At 65.6% G+C, this 14,137-nt stretch carries 15 protein-coding genes; 10 read left to right on the top strand and 5 right to left on the bottom strand.

The window, feature by feature from the left end; genetic code table 11:
• Window positions 1-481: 481 nt before the first annotated feature.
• A complete protein-coding gene (dnaA, locus tag ACFC0O_RS24360; RefSeq protein WP_375961521.1) occupies window positions 482-2,365 on the bottom strand; it encodes a chromosomal replication initiator protein DnaA in 1,884 nt (627 codons plus the stop codon).
• 518 nt (window positions 2,366-2,883) lie between these two features.
• On the opposite strand from dnaA, the gene rpmH reads away from it, so the two are divergent.
• The 10 genes from rpmH (at window position 2,884) to ACFC0O_RS24310 (ending at window position 10,119) form a co-directional block, all read left to right on the top strand.
• Window positions 2,884-3,027, top strand: coding sequence for a 50S ribosomal protein L34 (rpmH, locus tag ACFC0O_RS24355; protein ID WP_083898281.1), 144 nt, complete (start codon window positions 2,884-2,886; stop codon window positions 3,025-3,027).
• A gap of 10 nt (window positions 3,028-3,037) precedes the next feature.
• Window positions 3,038-3,457 carry a ribonuclease P protein component gene (gene rnpA, locus ACFC0O_RS24350; protein ID WP_364636823.1) on the top strand — a complete coding sequence of 140 codons (420 nt, stop codon included), beginning with the start codon at window positions 3,038-3,040 and terminating at the stop codon, window positions 3,455-3,457.
• The gene (gene yidD / locus ACFC0O_RS24345) at window positions 3,454-3,777 is read left to right on the top strand and encodes a membrane protein insertion efficiency factor YidD (RefSeq protein ID WP_364636821.1); all 324 of its coding nucleotides are present in this window, start codon (window positions 3,454-3,456) and stop codon (window positions 3,775-3,777) included. The genes rnpA and yidD overlap by 4 nt, the downstream gene beginning before the upstream one ends.
• 4 nt (window positions 3,778-3,781) lie before the next feature.
• The gene (gene yidC, locus ACFC0O_RS24340; protein WP_375961516.1) at window positions 3,782-4,867 is read left to right on the top strand and encodes a membrane protein insertase YidC; all 1,086 of its coding nucleotides are present in this window, start codon (window positions 3,782-3,784) and stop codon (window positions 4,865-4,867) included.
• A gap of 33 nt (window positions 4,868-4,900) precedes the next feature.
• Complete coding sequence (locus ACFC0O_RS24335; protein WP_375961513.1) at window positions 4,901-5,464, top strand: protein jag; 564 nt, start codon at window positions 4,901-4,903, stop codon at window positions 5,462-5,464.
• A 97-nt stretch (window positions 5,465-5,561) separates the two neighbouring features.
• A complete protein-coding gene (rsmG, locus tag ACFC0O_RS24330; RefSeq protein ID WP_375961511.1) occupies window positions 5,562-6,263 on the top strand; it encodes a 16S rRNA (guanine(527)-N(7))-methyltransferase RsmG in 702 nt (233 codons plus the stop codon).
• A 98-nt stretch (window positions 6,264-6,361) separates the two neighbouring features.
• A complete protein-coding gene (locus ACFC0O_RS24325; RefSeq protein ID WP_375961508.1) occupies window positions 6,362-6,787 on the top strand; it encodes a hypothetical protein in 426 nt (141 codons plus the stop codon).
• Window positions 6,788-7,184: 397 nt separating this feature from the next.
• Window positions 7,185-8,150 carry a ParA family protein gene (locus ACFC0O_RS24320; protein ID WP_375963794.1) on the top strand — a complete coding sequence of 322 codons (966 nt, stop codon included), beginning with the start codon at window positions 7,185-7,187 and terminating at the stop codon, window positions 8,148-8,150.
• A 51-nt stretch (window positions 8,151-8,201) separates the two neighbouring features.
• On the top strand, window positions 8,202-9,227 hold the full coding sequence (locus ACFC0O_RS24315) for a ParB/RepB/Spo0J family partition protein (RefSeq protein ID WP_375961506.1): 1,026 nt from the start codon (window positions 8,202-8,204) through the stop codon (window positions 9,225-9,227).
• A gap of 160 nt (window positions 9,228-9,387) precedes the next feature.
• On the top strand, window positions 9,388-10,119 hold the full coding sequence (locus tag ACFC0O_RS24310) for a GNAT family N-acetyltransferase (RefSeq protein WP_364637940.1): 732 nt from the start codon (window positions 9,388-9,390) through the stop codon (window positions 10,117-10,119).
• Between the two features lie 83 nt (window positions 10,120-10,202).
• Here the strand turns inward: ACFC0O_RS24310 and ACFC0O_RS24305 are convergent, their stop codons facing one another.
• The 4 genes from ACFC0O_RS24305 to ACFC0O_RS24290 form a co-directional block, all read right to left on the bottom strand.
• A complete protein-coding gene (locus ACFC0O_RS24305) occupies window positions 10,203-11,402 on the bottom strand; it encodes a peptidoglycan-binding protein (protein WP_375961503.1) in 1,200 nt (399 codons plus the stop codon).
• 146 nt (window positions 11,403-11,548) lie between these two features.
• Entirely contained in the window at window positions 11,549-11,887 is a 339-nt protein-coding gene (trxA, locus tag ACFC0O_RS24300; protein ID WP_364636807.1) for a thioredoxin, read from the bottom strand.
• Between the two features lie 9 nt (window positions 11,888-11,896).
• Window positions 11,897-12,880 (bottom strand): thioredoxin-disulfide reductase, encoded by a 984-nt coding sequence (gene trxB, locus ACFC0O_RS24295; RefSeq protein ID WP_364636805.1) that lies wholly within the window; start codon window positions 12,878-12,880, stop codon window positions 11,897-11,899.
• 232 nt (window positions 12,881-13,112) lie between these two features.
• Entirely contained in the window at window positions 13,113-14,018 is a 906-nt protein-coding gene (locus tag ACFC0O_RS24290) for a hypothetical protein (protein WP_375961499.1), read from the bottom strand.
• Window positions 14,019-14,137 lie beyond the last annotated feature (119 nt).

The raw sequence follows: 14,137 nt of genomic DNA, 5'->3' as shown, positions 1-14,137 counted from the left end.
GAAGTAGTAGTAGGCACTGTGGAATCTGTGGACTTCCCCCCTTTCCGCAGGTCCGAGGGTGCGGCGGCGTGTGGATGTCTCGAGGGTGTCTCGAGGATGAACAGCCGATGGCTGTGGAGTCACCGCCAGTTTCCACATCCATCCTCGAGCCATCCTCGAGTTGCTCCACGGTTTCCGGCCTACCTGCGCACATGGGGGCGAATCGGTGGACAACTACGAGTTTCCTCGAGGACTCCCATGGGACTCCTCGAGGAATCCACAGGGCACAACTCGCATCCGCCCAGGTCAGACCTCGAGGATGAAGCAACCTGTGGGAACTGTGCACTACCGGTTGTGCACCCCTGTTAGTAGAGCCCTGTGGGTAAACCGGTGCACAACTCGAGGATTCCACACAGTTTCCTCGAGGATTCCTCGAGGAATCCACACCCCCGAAAACACAAGACCCCCACGTCAGACGACGTGGGGGCCTGTTAGCTGTGGATCAGCGGGAACGCTGTTTAATCCGGGCTGTGAGTTCTTGAACCTGGTCGTACACCCGGCGCCGCTCGGTCATCTCCTTGCGCACTTTCTTGTCGGCGTACATGACCGTGGTGTGGTCGCGGCCGAACGCCTGGCCGATCTTGGGCAGCGATAGGTCCGTCAGTTCACGGCACAGGTACATGGCGATCTGCCGGGCCTGCGCGAGCGGGCGGGCCTTACCGGGACCGGTCAGCTCCTCGAGCGTGGTGTTGAAGTACTCCGCGGTCACGGCCATGATCGTGGACGCCGTGATCTCCATGGTGGTGGCGTCCGGCATGAGATCGCGCAGCACCACCTCGGCCAGCGACAGATCCAGCGGCTGCCCGTTCAGCGAGGCGAACGCGGTCACCCGGATGAGCGCGCCCTCCAGCTCGCGGATATTGCGCTCCACCCGGCTGGCGATGAGTTCGAGCACGTCATGCGGCACATCCAGGCGATCCATCCGCGCCTTCTTGCGCAGGATCGCGATGCGCGTCTCCAGCTCGGGCGGCTGCACATCGGTGATGAGGCCCCATTCGAAGCGGGTGCGCAGCCGCTCCTCCAGGGTGGCCAGCTGCTTGGGCGGCCGGTCCGAGGACACCACGATCTGCTTGTTCGCGTTGTGCAGGGTGTTGAAGGTGTGGAAGAACTCCTCCTGGATGCCTTCCTTGCCCTCGATGAACTGGATGTCGTCCACCAGCAGGATGTCGGTCTCGCGGTAGCGGCGCTTGAACGCGACCTTGCGGTCGTCGCGCAGCGAGTTGATGAAGTCGTTGGTGAATTCCTCGGTGGACACGTACTTCACCCGCATGCCCGGGAACAGCCGCTGGGCGTAGTGCCCGGCCGCGTGCAGCAGGTGGGTTTTGCCCAAACCCGAAGCGCCCCAAACGAATAGCGGATTGTAGGCGCGCGCGGGCGCCTCCGCGATTGCGACCGCCGCGGCGTGTGCGAACCGGTTGGACGCGCCGATGACGAAGGTCTCGAAGGTGTACTTGGCGTTCAGGCTGTTCGCCGACGACGGCTGCGGCGTCTCGCGCTCGGGCGACTTGTTGAAATAGGTCGGCCACGAATTGCGCGCGTTCACGACCGGTTCGTCGTCCTCGTGATCCTCGTCCACCGGCCTGCGCGCGGGCTGCGACGGCATGGGCGGGGGCGGCGGTGCGGGCATATGGGCGGGTTGCGCCGCCATATGCGCCGGTTCCGGATCGGCTTCGGGCGAGAACAGCGACTCCTGGCCGGGCGGCAGGTTCGGCGCGCGATGGTTTTCCCGGCGTCGCGGCGGTTGCTGCGGTTCCGGAACGGGTACCGGCAACTCTTCGGCCATCTGTGGCTGACCGAATTCCACCGGTGGATAAGATTCGCGCTCGCCGTACTCCGCGGGGTAGTCCTGTGCAGGGGCGTAGCGGGGCTGTGGATAGTCCGGCTGTGCCTGGTAGTGGGGCTGTTGGCGCTCAACCGGAGCCGGTGCCGGGGGTGCCGGCTGGTAGCTCATCGGGGCGTGATCGGGCTCACGCGGGCGTTCCGGCCGGGAGGTCATGCGGGCGTGCCGGGGTGCGTTGGGCGAGCGGTCGACCGGGGAGTTCTGCTGTGCCCTTATCCGCACGCCGAGGCCCTCGACCTGAAGTCCGCGCCGGGCCAGCGAGCGCAGGATCGGCTCGCGGAGATCGCGTTCCACCACCTCTTGCGCCATGGTTCCGGGCACCGAGAGCAGGGCGAATCCCTGCGCGAAGGTGATCGGTTCGATGATGCCGAGCCAGGCTTTGTGCGCCTTGCTGACCGGCTGGATCTCTCCGTCCGCGGAGCCGCTCGCGAGTTCCGCGATCACCTCGGGCCAGACAGCTGTCAGCACATTCTGCTCGTCGTTCACGAACGGAGTCCTCCCCGGAGCAAGGTCGATTGGAGCAGACGGGCGGCGACTGCTCGATTCCCCCAGGTAACCGGGTGTCGGCGAGCACCGTCAGCCCCACGAATATGCCACTCCAAGGGTGTTTCCACACAATTATCCACAGATGTGGACAACCTGGGGATGCGTGTCGCATCCCGTCGAATCCCCCTATTCGGGCGCAGACCTGCGGTTCTTCAGCAATCAGCTGGCAACTACACGCTAGGTCGCTCCAACGCCTCGAAGGACGGTACATGAAGCGGGGCCATTCGGTCGAACCGGCTTTTCAGCCCCGGAAAGTGCGCTCTTACCCCGAGTTTGACCCTCGTCCAGCAGATAAGTACCCTTCTACAGTCACCCTATGGTGCGGTGGCGGCTGTCTGCTGCCCGTGCCGATAAGGGTATTTGCGTCCGCGGATCTCAGATTCGCCGGATCGCAGACCGTTTCACCGATAAAGCTTCGGGCGTCAACCGACGCCCGCCACCTATGAGGAGTGTTGACCGTGGCCAAGGGCAAGCGGACGTTCCAGCCGAACAACCGTCGTCGGGCGCGCGTCCACGGCTTCCGTCTCCGGATGCGTACCCGTGCGGGCCGCGCCATCGTTTCGGCGCGCCGTGGCAAGGGCCGTAAGTCTCTGACGGCCTGATTCGAGATCAGTGCTGCCTGAGCCGTATCGGCTGCACCGTCGTACCGATTTTTCCCGGACGGTGCGCCAGGGCCGGCGGATCGGGAGACGGGATCTCGTTGTGCACGTACTGCTACACGACGATCTGTCGAGCGGACCGGAACCATCCATTCGGGTGGGCGGTCCGCGTTTCGGCTTGATCGTCAGCAAGGCGGTGGGTCCGGCGGTGGTACGCCACCGGGTGGCCCGCCGCCTGCGTCATATCTGTGCGAGCGTCGCGGTGGATCTACCCGCGGGCGCCGATATCGTTCTGCGCGCCCTGCCGGGCGCGGCGAACGCCGCTTCCGTCGATCTCGAACGTCAGATCCGGAGCGGCCTGCGCAAACTCGGCACCCTCAGCGAATCCGGTCCGGCCGGTGGCGAATCGGGAACAGCTGGCAGCGACTCATGAACGTCCTGCGCGCCGCTGCCCGTCTCCCGGCCAAAGCTCTGATATTCCTCATCGAGCTGTATCGGACCTATGTCTCCCCCACCCGCATGCCGGTGTGCCGCTTCACTCCCACCTGTAGTGAGTACGCGGTGACCGCGCTGCGCACCCGCGGTCTGTTCGTCGGACTCGGACTGGCAGCCGTGCGAATCGTGAAATGCGCACCCTGGCACCCTGGTGGGTGGGACCCCGTACCGGAACGTTCACGTCACCGGCACGCGGCAGCAGCCAAACAAGGGTCACCGTCCGCGGTGACCGGCGAGACGAACGACGGGAGTACATAACGCCGTGCTCGATTTCATCTATTACCCGGTGTCGGGAATCCTCTGGTTCTGGCACCGCGTCTTCGGGTGGGCGCTGGGCGATGACAGCGGTTTCGCCTGGGCGCTGGCCGTGGTGTTCCTCGTGTTCACATTGCGGTTGGTGCTGTACAAGCCGTTCGTGAAGCAGGTCCGCACCACCAAGCAGATGCAGGAACTGCAGCCGCAGATCAAGGAACTGCAGAAGAAGTACAAGAACGATCGTCAGCAGATGACGGTCGAGATGCAGAAGCTGCAGAAGGAACACGGCTTCAATCCGCTCATGGGCTGTCTGCCCGTGCTGCTGCAGGTTCCGGTGTTCCTGGGTCTGTTCCATGTGCTGCGCTCGTTCAACCGGACCGGCACCGGTATCGGCCAGTTGGGCATGACGCCGTACGACAACGCGCATACCGCGAACTACTTCTTCAGCGCGGGCGACGTCCAGTCCTTCCTGACCGCACGGCTTTTCGGTGCTCCCCTCTCGGGCTTCATCACCGAGAAGAACGCGGTGCTGGAATCCTTCGCCGAGTACGGCGGTATGCCGAGCAAGGTCGCCATCATCGCGGTTTCGGTGCCGCTGATGATCATCGCGGGCCTGGCGACGCACTTCAACGCGCGCGCCTCGGTGGAGCGGCAGAGCGAGGCGGCCGCCGCCAACCCGCAGGCCGCCATGATGAACAAGCTGGCGCTGTACGTGTTCCCGCTGGGCGTGCTCGTCGGTGGCCCGTTCCTGCCGATCGCCATCCTCATCTACTGGGTGTCCAACAACATCTGGACCTACGCGCAGCAGCATCTCGTCTTCGGCCGCATGGAGAAGGAAGAGAAGGAGAAGAAGGACGCCGCCATCGAGCGTCGCGCCCAGAACGCTCCGAAGCCGGGCGCGAAGCCGGTCGACACCCGCAAGAAGCCGGTCGTCGACGCACCCGCGCAGGCCGACACCAATGGCGTCGATATGGCCAAGACCGATGCGCCGCAGGCCGGCCAGAACGGTTCCGCCAAGTCGAATCAACAGTCGAACCAGCAGAAGAAGCGGTCCGGCAATCGCGGGCGTGCCAACCAGAAGCGCCGTCGCTGATCTTCTCTACAACTCCAGATGAAGGAAACAACCATGACTGTTGAAACCGACGGAGGGGACCCCACAGTGACGGCTGCGACGGCGGCGGCACCGGAGACCGAGACCGCGGCGGCGGCCGAGCCCGTGGTGGATGCCGAGGAAGCGCTCATCGAAGAGGGCGAGATCGCCGGTGACTACCTCGAACAGCTACTGGATGTGCTCGACTTCGACGGTGACATCGACCTCGATGTCGAAGGCGATCGGGCCGTGGTGAGCATCGACGGCGGTAAGGATCTGGCGAAGCTGGTCGGCCGCCGCGGTGAGGTTCTGGACGCTCTCCAGGAGCTGACCCGCCTCGCCGTGCAGCAGGCGACCGGCGTGCGCAGTCGCCTCATGCTCGATGTCGCGGGCTGGCGCGCGGGCCGTCGCAGCGAGTTGAGCGCGCTCGGCACCGAGGCCGCCAAGCGCGTGCTGGAGTCCGGCGAGCGCGAGGCGCTCACCCCGATGACCCCGTTCGAGCGCAAGATCGTGCACGACGCGGTCGCCGCCGTCGATGGTGTCGTCAGCGAAAGCGAAGGCGTGGAGCCGAGCCGACGGGTCGTCGTCCTCCCCGCGTGACACGCACACCGCACCGAAGCCGGGGCCCCCGCGTCGAACAGACCGGGGGCCCTACGCTTGTCCCGAGTCGACCGCTTTTCGTCATCAGTTGGGAAGGATGTTTCACGTGGAACCTGGCACCGAGTCGACCGATCTCGCTGTCGAGCCGCCCGCCGCAGCCGCGGTGATCTTCGGCGATCGATTGGAGATCGCGCGCCGGTACTACACCGTGCTCGCGAGTGCGGGAGTCGAGCGCGGGTTGATCGGACCTCGCGAGGTGCCCCGGCTATGGGATCGGCACATCCTCAATTGCGCGGTGATCGGTGAGCTCATCCCCGAGGGCGCGACCGTCGTCGACATCGGTTCCGGCGCGGGCCTGCCCGGTATCCCGCTCGCCATCGCGCGCCCGGATCTCCGAATCACGTTGGTGGAGCCGCTGCTTCGACGGACCGTTTTCCTGGCGGAGTTCATCGAGGCCGCCGGGCTCGGGGTGACCGTGGTGCGCGGGCGCGCGGAACAGCCGGGCGTGAAGAAGGAGGCGGGCGGCGCGGATGTCGTGACCTCCCGCGCGGTCGCTCCCCTGGCGAAGCTGGCGGGTTGGTCCATGCCGCTGGTGCGCGATCACGGACGCATGCTGGCGCTCAAGGGAATCAGCGCGGTCGAGGAATTGGAGCGCGATCGCGATGATCTCGCCAAGGCCGGTGCGGGCAGGACCGAGGTGCTCGAATGCGGTGTGGGAGTGCTGGAGACGCCGACCATGGTGATCAGTGCGGAGAAGCTCCCCCGGGCCGATCGTCGTAAAGCGCGCCCGAAGAAATAGTTGAAACACTATTCTTTCAAAACCCCTGTGCGCCGCGCCCCGGCTCGGTACTGTCCGGGTCACCCACACCGAGGTGGGATCGGAGCACAGGAGTTTTCATGAAGACCACACGGCGTGCCGGTTTCGGCGTCGCACTGCTGGGCGCACTGGCCACGACCGCGCTGGTGACCGCGCCCCAGGCCAACGCTCTCGTCAACGGCATCAGCGTTTCGGACACCACCCTGTATGTCGGCCAGACCTACACCATCACCGCGGACGTCACCTTCACCTCGATGCTGTTCCAGGTGACTTTCACCGATAACGGCACCGAGATCGGCAAGGCGAACGTGAGCAATAGCAAGGCGACCATCCAGTGGACGCCCAGCACCACCGGTTCGCATGAGCTGAAGGCGACCCAGGAGATCATCAGCAGTAAGTCGACCACCGTCACTGTGACGACTCAGCCGACTACCCCGGGTGGGGGCACCGGCTCCTCCGGGAGCAACCCGCTCGCCGGATTGCTGAGCTCGCTCTCCGCCAAGTAGCTACTCCCCCACCGCGTCCCGGGAACGGGCGCGACGGCCGGCCCGCCGTCGCGCCCGTTCCCGTTTTGGTTGGTCGGCTGATCCCGGCCGCGACTCCGTCCGACCCCCGCCGCAGAGTCTTTGTCCGGCATGGTTTCCCGTGAAACATCGCGCGAATTCCCTTCGGGGTGATCGATTATGCGTGTCGCGGGTGCGGGATTGCTGTTCAACTTCCGTATTGTGTCCGGTACTGGCAAGCTATGAACGTCGAGCGTGAGTGCCCCACAGTGGCGGTGCCCGGCGGCCTTCCCTACGCGCATCCACTCGGCCACGTGTCTTTGAGTTCTCGGGGTTAGGAGCCTGTATGTCCAACGGTCCGGCGAATGTTTCACGGGAAACAACGTCCCGGGTGCCCGGCATGCTCGATACCGGAGCTTTCGATGTAGAGGAGTTCAGCCGCACCCCGTTCGGAAATATCTCCCCCACCGAGACCCCGATCGCAGCGGAAGCGCAGCGCGCCAGCCAGGTTCTGCACCCCGGCAATACCGCGATCCCGCGCCCGCGCGAACAGCGTGTCATCACCATCGCGAATCAGAAAGGCGGCGTGGGTAAGACGACCACCGCCGTGAATCTGGCGGCCGCGCTGGCGGTGCAGGGGATGCGCGTGCTCGTGGTCGATCTCGATCCGCAGGGCAATGCCAGCACCGCGCTCGGCATCCCGCATCACTCCGGCATTCCGTCCAGCTACGAACTGCTCATCGGCGAGTGCACCGTCCGTGACGCCATCCAGCAGAGCCCGCACAATGAACGGCTGCTGTGCATTCCGGCCACCATCGATCTCGCCGGTGCCGAGATCGAACTCGTCTCCATGGTCGCCCGCGAGGGCCGGTTGAAGGCCGCCATCCAGGAGGCGAACCTCGCGGGATACGACATCGACTACGTCATGATCGACTGCCCGCCCTCGCTCGGCCTGCTCACGGTGAACGCGCTCGTGGCGGCCAAGGAGGTGCTGATTCCGATCCAGTGCGAGTACTACGCACTGGAGGGCGTGGGTCAGTTGCTCCGCAATATCGGTCTGGTGCAGGCGCACCTGAACCCCGAATTACATGTCTCCACCGTTGTTCTCACCATGTACGACGGCCGCACCAAGCTGGCCGACCAGGTGGCCGAGGAGGTGCGCGCGCACTTCGGTGACGCGGTGCTGCGCTCGGTCATCCCCCGCAGCGTGAAGGTTTCCGAGGCGCCGGGCTACGGCATGACCGTGCTCGATTACGATCCGGGTTCACGTGGCGCCATGAGCTATTTGGATGCGGGACGTGAGATGGCAGCCAAGGCGGCGCGCCCGGAGCCGGTGCCGACCACCGACGCCGGATCCAGTGTGTAATGACAATCGCGGCTGCGGTGCATGGTGAACAACGAAAGGGGTCCTAGACCGATGAGTCAGGCGAAGAAGGGTGGACTGGGACGCGGTCTCGCCGCGCTGATCCCTACCGGACCCGCAGTCACACCGGGGGGCCTCGGCAGCGCCGCAGCCAATGTCGTCATCGGGCTGGATCCGATCGGCCCGCAGCCGGCTTCGGCCTTCCTGCATCGGGTTCCGGATCCGGAGGAGCCGACGGCGGCGGTCGACGAGGTGGACGCGGGCGCGGTCTATCGGGAGATTCCGCCCGAGCAGATCGTGCCCAATCCGAAGCAGCCGCGTCAGGTTTTCGATGACGAGGCGCTCGCCGAACTCGTGCACTCGATCAAAGAGTTCGGTCTCATGCAGCCGATCGTGGTGCGTCAGATCGCGACCGTGCCGGAGCCGCAGTATCAGCTCATCATGGGTGAGCGGCGCTGGCGGGCGAGCCAGAAGGCGGAACTCGAGGCCATCCCGGCGATCGTCCGGGAGACCGCGGATGATGCGCTGCTGCGGGACGCGCTGCTGGAGAACATCCATCGCGTGCAGTTGAATCCGCTCGAAGAGGCGGCGGCCTACGAACAGCTGCTCGAGGAATTCGGCGTCACCCATGAGGAATTGGCTTCGCGAATCGGCCGTTCCCGACCGGTCGTGACGAATATGATTCGCCTGCTGAAACTTCCGATTCCGGTGCAGCGCCGGGTAGCGGCCGGCGTGCTTTCCGCCGGGCATGCCCGTGCGGTGCTCGCGCTGGAGGCGGGAGCCGAGGCGCAGGAGGAGCTCGCGAAGCGGATCGTCGCGGAGGGCATGTCGGTTCGCTCGACCGAGGAAGCCGTCAAATTGGCGAATCGGAATCCCGATAGCGCGGTCACTCCCCCGGCGCCGAAGCGTAAGCCGATTCAGATGCCGGGTTTGCAGGATGTCGCCGAGCGACTGTCGGAGTCCTTCGACACTCGCGTCACGGTGGCGCTCGGTAAGCGCAAAGGCAAGATCACCGTCGAGTTCGGTTCCATTGACGATCTCGAGCGAATTGTCAGCCTGATGGAGCAATCCAAGCTTTGAAATCGGCCCTACTCTGGGGTCGAGGCTGAAACGTCACTGTGACGTACACGATCCCAGGCCCCGAGAGGCGTGTTGCTTTGATCGCTTATTCTTGCTGGCGAGTAGATATCGATGCGGCGTGAGTGTGGATGAATCGGACAGCTGGAGGCTGAGCAGAGCGGTGTCGACCAGCGTTACCGCATTGACCCTCGGCGGACTCGACAAACTCCCCTCGCACGCGCGGCGGTGCGTGTTCTGGGAGATGGATCCGGCAGTGGCAGCGGACTCCCGCGAATTCAGTGACCCGGTCTTCGAAAAGGAGGCCTGGCTCTCGACCGTACTCCTGGAGTGGGGGTCGTGTGGGCAGGTCGCTCTGGTCGACGGACAGTCGGCCGGGGTGGCGCTGTACTCACCGCCGAGCCGGGTGCCGCGCGCCGGGCTCTTCCCCACCTCCCCCGTGAGCCCGGATGCCGTCCTGCTGACCACGCTGCGGGCCGAAAGTCCCTATCAGGACACCGATGTCGCCCAGCAGCTCATTTCGGCCGTGGTAGCCGATCTGGTGCGTCGTGGTGTGCGCGCCATCGAGGCGTTCGGAATGCGCTGGGATCCACCGGCTACCGCGATGGCGGACCGGTTCGGTTCCATGACGCTGCTGGAGCGCATCGCACCCACTCCCCCGCGTGCGTCCAAGACTCCGCCGCCGTCGGCGGGGTGCGCACCGGACACCTGCATGATCGATGCCGATTTCCTGGAGGAGGTCGGTTTCAAAGTGGTTGCCGCGCATCATCGTTTTCCGCGGCTGCGTTTGGAACTCGATAGCGACCACCTGTGGAAGGAAGACGTCGAGCGCGCGCTGGATCAGCTGCTCGCGGCGGCGGCGATGACGATGCCGAACCGGCTCGTCACCCTCTAGCAGCGGCCGAGACGAACAAACCCCGCTGTGCCGAGCGAATCGGCGCAGCGGGGTTTTTCGTGGTCTCCGTAGTTCCGGTGAACTCAGATGCGGTCGGCGGCGGCGAGTTCTTCCGCGAGCAGTTCCGCGAAGGTGTACGTCCCGGTCGGCTGATCGTCCTGGCCGAGCAGGTACAGCCGCTTCACCGAGATGAGGATCGCCTCGGCGATGACATCGCGCATGCGCGGGTTGGTCAGCACCGTCGAGTCGTAATCGTTTGTCAGATAACCGATATCGACCTGGACGGTCGGCATCTTGGTGAGTCGCAGCAGATCCCAGGTGCGGGCGTGCGTGCGGCAGTCCTGAAGTGAAGTGCGCGCGACGATTTCACGCTGGATGAACCCGGCCAGCACCTGGCCGATCATCGAGGTGGAGCCGTGCGAATTGCCGAAGTGGAAGCTGGCGACACCGCTGGCGGAGGTGCTCGGATTGCCCGCGCAGCGCAGCGAGATCATCAGATCGGCGTCGAAGGTATTGGAGGTCTCGGCGCGTTCGGCATCGGAGGGGTTCGCGCCCCAGGGCCGGGACAGGAAGGTCTCCATACCCGTTGCGGCCATGCGTCCTTCGAGGCGGCTGGCCAGATCCCAGAGGATCTCCGATTCGTAGACGTCACCGAATTCGCTGGGCACCGAGGAGCCCTTGTCGGGTCCGCCCATGCCCGGATCGATGACGATGCGCTTACCGGTCAGCTGCGGACCGGCGCGGTGTACGACTTCTTCCTCGGCGATGCGATGCGGATTGCCGCCGGTGACGCGCGCGCCCAGCAGTTCCAGCGAGCGCAGCGTGTCCGGCCCGCAGATGCCGTCCCCCGCGAGACCGATCTCGCGCTGGAAGGAGGTGAGCCCCTCATGTGTGTGCGGCCCGAAGTAGCCGTCCACCCGGCCCACGTAGAACCCCAGATCCTGCAGTCGCCGTTGCAGTGTGGCGACGTCGTCGCCGTACAGCGGTGCGGACAGCTGATAGATCAGGGTGCGTGCGCCGAGGCGGTAGGAGGCTTCCTTGAGGGCCCGGTAGGTGGCCGGGCCCACCACGCCGTCGACGAGCAGACCGCGATGCTGCTGGAAGGCGCGCACCGCGGAGTCGAGGTCGTGGTCGAAGGTGGCTTCGATGTTCTTCCAGTACTCGCCGTTGCCATTGCCGTTGGTGTCGGCAATGGGGTGTGAGTTCAGGAATCCGAGACTTGCGAGGGTGCTCCGAACCTCAGCTACGGCTGGTCCAGTATCGCCGTGACGAAGTCGGTGCATGCGTAAGAGCCCTTTCCTTCCGCCAACCCGGGTACCCACTCGTGCACAGGTTTACACACCTGTGCACGACCGGAGCGTCGGTCGATTGTCTCAGACCCGGACCAGATTTCGGCAACTGTCGAGTGCAGGCATCGTACGGCGCGTCGTTAGATAACACCCTCGAGTTCGCGCAAGAGGGCCGCTTTGCCCTTTGCGCCGACGATCCGCTTGATCTCCTTGCCCCCTTGGAACAGCACCATGGTAGGCAACGACAGAATGCCGTAGTCCTTCGAGGCCTCCGGATTGGCGTCGGCGTCGACCTTGGCGATGGTCAGGGCGTCGGCATGGGTGGCGGCGATCTCCTCCAGCACGGGCGCGACCATCTTGCACGGACCGCACCAGGCCGCCCAGAAGTCGACCAGTACCGGCTTCTCGCTGGCCAGCACGTCCTGCGCGAACGTCTTATCGCTGACCGTGATGGTGGCGGAGGTCTTGGCGTCGGACATGGTCGCTCCTTAGTTGTTCACTTCTACCGGCTGGCCGGCGTGATCGAGAGTATTGGTAGAGATGTCGCCCTGCTCGGCGAGCCAGCGCTCGGCGTCGATGGCCGCGCGGCAGCCGGTTCCGGCGGCGGTGATGGCCTGGCGGTAGGTGTGGTCGACCAGATCGCCCGCGGCGAAGACGCCCTCGGCCGAGGTGTAGGTGGACTGCCCCTGCACCTTCACGTAGCCCTCGCCGTCCAGTTCGACCTGGCCGGTGACCAGTTCGCTGCGCGGATCGTGGCCGATGGCCACGAACAGGCCGGTGGCGGGCAGTTCGCTGGTCTCGCCGGTGCGGGTGTCCCGGATCGTGAGGCTGGTGACGGCCGAATCCCCGTGCACCGCAGTGACTTCGGAGTTCAGCAGGAAGCGGATCTTGTCGTTGGCCTTGGCGCGCTCGAGCATGATGCGGGAGGCGCGGAACTCCTCGCGGCGGTGGATGATGGTGACGCTGGAGGCGAACTTGGTGAGGAAGGTGGCCTCCTCCATGGCGGAGTCGCCGCCGCCGACCACCACGATGTCCTGGCCCTTGAAGAAGAAGCCGTCGCAGGTGGCGCAGGCGCTGACGCCGCGGCCGAGGAGATCCTGCTCACCCGGGATGTTCAGGTAGCGCGCGGCCGAGCCCATGGCCAGGATCACGGCGTAGGCCTCGAAGGTCTCACCGCCGACGGTGACCTTCTTGATCTTGCCGGAGAGGTCGAGGGCGTCCACGTCCTCGGTGCGGATGTCCGCGCCGAAGCGTTTGGCCTGCTCGCGCATCTCCTCCATGAGATCCGGGCCCATGATGCCGCCGCGGAAGCCGGGGAAGTTCTCCACCTCGGTGGTGGTCATGAGCGCACCGCCGAATTGGGTGCCTTCGAACAGCAACGGCTGCAACTCCGCTCGCGCGGCGTACACGGCAGCCGTGTATCCGGCCGGTCCGGAACCGACGATGATCAGGTCGCGAACAGCGGTAGTCAAGAGGGCCTCCGAAGGCAGATGTGAAACAGGCAGGTCGGTCAACAACAGGGTAAACGCTGTTGTTCCCGAACCCGCGTGGACCGGGCGCGCGCGTGAGCCGCCACACTCCGGGCGAAACCGCCCGGGCGTGCGGACTACATATCCCGCTGACCAGTGCCGTTGGGACTCAGCCGATTACCGTCGCGCGGTATCGAACGGGCTTGCGCGATGCCGATCCACCGCCGGCGCGGGCTCAGCCGATATCGACGCTGGTGAGCAATTGTGGATTGGCGGCGGTGCAGCCGTTGCCCAGCACCACCGCGGTGATCTGCGGGGCGTGCGGTCCGGCGAGCAGCACCAGCACGGCCTGCTGGCCGCCGTAGGAGACGCTGCGGCTGCCGAGCACCCGATTGTCCAGCTGTGCGGCCGTCAGACAGTCCGATAGCGCGCTGCCGTGGGCGAGCGGGCCGCTGATGTCGTGGCGGCCCATCGCGGCCAGCGCCATGGACGGCGGGAAGTCGGCGGGCAGCTGATTGTCGGCGGGCTGGGCGGCGGCGGGCGCGGCGCTGCGGTTGTGCATGGCGTCGAAGGCCACCACCCCGCCCGCGAGCACGGCCGCCGCGGCCGCGGCGGCGCTGAGCCAGCGCTGGCGGCGGGTGAAGCGTTCATCGGGCCGGACCGAATCGGTGTCCGGTTCGTAGTCGTCGTCGAGTTCCTCGGGAGTGAGGTCGCCGAGTTCGCGCGGGTCGAGCTGACCGGTGTCGAATACCGCGGAGCCGTTCAGCACCGGCATGGGTGCGGTGGAAGGTGGTGCGGGATGGGTGGATTGGCGAGGCACGGGTAACCGGTGCACGGTGGCGATCTGCCCCGGATCGGTGATGTCGGTGGCGGCCAGGTCACCGATCATGCGCTCGAGCCGGGTGGTGATCTCGTCCGGCATGGGGTGGATGAGGTGGTCGTTGCGGCCCAGATCGCGCAGGCGCAGGTTCACCTGGTCGAGTGAGCGCAGATAGCGCATGGCCGCGGGATCGCGGCGCACTTCCGTCCACAGTTGTGCGGACAGATCCGCCGGGACGTTCCCGGCGTGCAGATCGGCGAGCAGTTCGTCGGACCAGGGCGGGCGCGGGATGGTTCCGGCGGTCGCCGTTCCCGGTGCCATTGATCCTGCGAGTACTGCGTCGTCCTCGTTCATTGCCCCTCCAGATCGGACCCGTGTGGGAAATCGCAGACCTGTCTTAGTTTTCGACGCACCGGAGTCGCGTCCGGTTCCCCGGATAT

It is taken from the genome of Nocardia sp. NPDC056100 (genome assembly GCF_042266325.1).
Classification (GTDB): domain Bacteria; phylum Actinomycetota; class Actinomycetes; order Mycobacteriales; family Mycobacteriaceae; genus Nocardia.
The sequence above is the reverse complement of the archived record's forward strand: the minus strand, read 5'-3'. Positions and strand labels throughout refer to the sequence as shown.

What these genes read in the sequence shown, in the direction of transcription:
- ACFC0O_RS24290 (WP_375961499.1), bottom strand. Translation starts at nt 14,018, where the DNA reads ATGGCACCGGGAACGGCGACCGCCGGAACCATCCCGCGCCCGCCCTGG.
- ACFC0O_RS24335 (WP_375961513.1), top strand. Translation starts at nt 4,901, where the DNA reads ATGACTGTTGAAACCGACGGAGGGGACCCCACAGTGACGGCTGCGACG.
- yidD (WP_364636821.1), top strand. Translation starts at nt 3,454, where the DNA reads ATGAACGTCCTGCGCGCCGCTGCCCGTCTCCCGGCCAAAGCTCTGATA.
- trxA (WP_364636807.1), bottom strand. Translation starts at nt 11,887, where the DNA reads ATGTCCGACGCCAAGACCTCCGCCACCATCACGGTCAGCGATAAGACG.
- rsmG (WP_375961511.1), top strand. Translation starts at nt 5,562, where the DNA reads ATGTTTCACGTGGAACCTGGCACCGAGTCGACCGATCTCGCTGTCGAG.
- ACFC0O_RS24325 (WP_375961508.1), top strand. Translation starts at nt 6,362, where the DNA reads ATGAAGACCACACGGCGTGCCGGTTTCGGCGTCGCACTGCTGGGCGCA.
- ACFC0O_RS24315 (WP_375961506.1), top strand. Translation starts at nt 8,202, where the DNA reads ATGAGTCAGGCGAAGAAGGGTGGACTGGGACGCGGTCTCGCCGCGCTG.
- ACFC0O_RS24305 (WP_375961503.1), bottom strand. Translation starts at nt 11,402, where the DNA reads ATGCACCGACTTCGTCACGGCGATACTGGACCAGCCGTAGCTGAGGTT.
- ACFC0O_RS24320 (WP_375963794.1), top strand. Translation starts at nt 7,185, where the DNA reads ATGCTCGATACCGGAGCTTTCGATGTAGAGGAGTTCAGCCGCACCCCG.